This is a genomic window from Corynebacterium sp. HMSC05D08, from assembly GCF_001807215.1.
In the GTDB taxonomy this organism is placed as follows: Bacteria; Actinomycetota; Actinomycetes; order Mycobacteriales; family Mycobacteriaceae; genus Corynebacterium; species Corynebacterium striatum.
In genome coordinates this window covers 1-2,606 of the sequence record NZ_KV788367.1, presented here as the reverse complement: position 1 = coordinate 2,606, position 2,606 = coordinate 1, and the positions used below count along the sequence as shown (strand labels likewise).

Annotated in this window: 2 protein-coding genes; both read left to right on the top strand. The window is 52.0% G+C overall.

Annotated elements, in window-relative coordinates:
* Nucleotides 1-1,328 (top strand): hypothetical protein (locus HMPREF3148_RS13780; protein WP_070509300.1); only part of this gene is annotated, 1,328 nt, incomplete at its 5' end.
* Between the two features lie 201 nt (nucleotides 1,329-1,529).
* Nucleotides 1,530-2,486 carry a P63C domain-containing protein gene (locus tag HMPREF3148_RS12985; RefSeq protein WP_061921449.1) on the top strand — a complete coding sequence of 319 codons (957 nt, stop codon included), beginning with the start codon at nucleotides 1,530-1,532 and terminating at the stop codon, nucleotides 2,484-2,486.
* Nucleotides 2,487-2,606: the final 120 nt, after the last annotated feature.

The window sequence follows — 2,606 nt, the reverse complement described above, 5'->3', positions numbered from 1 at the left end:
GCATGACCAGCTCCTATCCTCTTCCAACTATCAACAGCACCTGGTGCAACATCCCAATCAACGGCGAGTACTACCACCGCGACGAAATACGCAAAGCCGCGTACACCTCGAACAGTGAAAGCACGAACGAATACTTCTTTAAAGTCGCCCTCGTCTGCGAACCTGACAACCCATACTCGAAGTCAGGGAAGGCCATTTCAGTCCGCAATGGCAACGACATTCTGGGCTACATTCCATCCGACGTGGCCAAAACCTATTACCCAGAAATTGCCCGCATCTGCGCAAGCGGAACCTTTGCGGAAACAAATGCCCGGCTCTGGATTTCAGGTGACCTCTTTAGCCCTGACCCGCGAATGGATCTATCAATCGCCCTCCTTGACCCGGGCCTAAACGTTCCGCTAAACAACCCACCGCTAGACGGATGGGGCCTAATCCCCTACGGAAAACCGATTCAAGTCACAAAAGAATCGGATCACTTCGACGTCTTGCAAGACTACGTCCCGGAATCAGGTAAGGGCCCACTGTTCGTCACACTGCACAAGGCTAATCTAGGCGCAAAGAATGTCCGTGTAGGCGTGGAGGTTCGACTCGACGGGGAACGAATCGGTGAGCTCACGAAAGCCTCCGGCGAGAAAATGCTCCCCGCCATCGAGCACCTCGATGCACAAGGACTCGATGCCGTTTGCTACGCAACCATTCAAGGATCCGCCATTGCAGCAGAAGTTACCTTGCACCTGCTACGAGCAAATGAAATGGACGACGAAAGCCTAAACCCAGAAGTAGCTCCACTCCCCCAACTCGTACCATTCGAACCTGACCCAGACGACTACAGCGTTCCGAATGCCTACATCTCGCAGCGGGACGATGCAGCAATCAAGCCATCCCCCGAAGAAAAGAGCTTCGAACACCAAACGGCTGCTTATGTGGAGCCGGTAGCATTCGCTACACCTGTGGCAGGTCCCCCTTGGGAGATGCTCCTATCCCCTGACGATTCTGAACGTGCCACGCCCTTCCAACGTGGATACGTACGTGGACAAATCGGCCAACACTTCCCAGGTAACAAGGCGCCAAGGATCGACTACGCCACTGTCAACCAGTGCGCAAATATCTTGCGGTACTTCGACAAATCCCCGGACCCATTGACGCAGCAGGGCCGCGGCTCTAACGCTCTGTGGTGGACGCTCATGGCGGTTGTCTTCTTCCTGGTGGCATTACTTTCAAATATTCCAGTTATTGGGCCGGTGATTGCGTTTATTTGGTTAGCAGTCATCATCCACCATTTTGTGACACGTCGAGGCTTGAAGGGGCCGTTCGGCAAGCAAACGTAAAACACAAAAAATGGCCACCCATTCACCCCGGCGACGTGGAAATCAAGAGGGTGAAGGGTGGCAGCAATAGGCTCGAGAGGCCATGCGTTTTGCAATCCGCATACCGCGCAGCCTAAGAAACCGACCAGCGAAAACACACTATATTAGCAGTTCAGAATATGCGCGCACACCCCCCGAATAACCTCATGATATAATGCGAATATGAATACGCATAATGGAAAACTGCCAAAACCTGACCCCAGAAAAGTTGCCGCACAAAACGCAGCCGACAAACGCTGGGGAAAGAAAGTCGAACGTGCAACGCACCAAGGCACCATCGAAATCGCCGACACAACCCTGGATTGCTACGTACTCACTGACGGACGGCGCATCATAAGCCAAGCCTCGATCATGGCAATACTTGGTAGATCCCAATCCAGCGGGCGCCGAACGCGAAACGACAACCGCCCCCCTTTTCTCGAGGCTAACAATCTAACTCCCTATATCACTCCGGAGCTTAAAGAACAGCTCGAACGCGTCCAATACCGGATTGGCGACAATAAACAAGAAAAAAGTGGGTACAATGCAGAAATCTTACCCCGCATCTGCAATGTCTACATGGACGCCGAAGAAGACGAAGTCCTAATTCCCAACCAACTCCCTGCTGCGGCCGCAGCACGGAGAGTAGTGAAAGCCCTATCCCTCGTAGGTATTACCGCACTTGTTGATGAAGCCACTGGATACCAGGAAACAAGAGCAAAAAATGAACTCCAACGTCTCCTAGACGCGTATATCGCAGAGGCTTTTCGCCCCTGGGTAAGAACCTTTCCCGAGTCTTTTTTCAAAGAAATCTACCGACTGCAGGGATGGAAATTTGAAGCCGGAAATAACCATCACCCGCAGTACGTAGGGAAATTCATAAACAAGCACATCTACGAGCCAATGCCTGCCGGAGTTCTCGAGCGTCTCAAAAACCTTAATCCCAAAAATGAGCAGGGAAACCGACCGCGAAAGCACCATCAGCATTTAACCGATGACATCGGTGTCACTCACCTTGAGCGCCAGATTAATCAGGTGACCACGCTCATGCAGGCTTCCGAAGATAAAGCTCAGTTTGAGAATCTTTTCGAGCGCGTCAACTCGAGAAATTCTCCAACGCAACAAATGCTTGATTTTTAGCGTCAAACCGCCCCGGTGCTCTCCACCGCCAAACTTTGAGCACCAGGGGCGGCATATCCCATCCCATCAAAAGACAGGACAGGTCTATCTTATGGCATCCATTAAGAAATATGAGACAGC

Coding starts and splice junctions, on each gene's coding strand:
- HMPREF3148_RS12985 (WP_061921449.1), top strand. CDS start 1,530: ATGAATACGCATAATGGAAAACTGCCAAAACCTGACCCCAGAAAAGTT.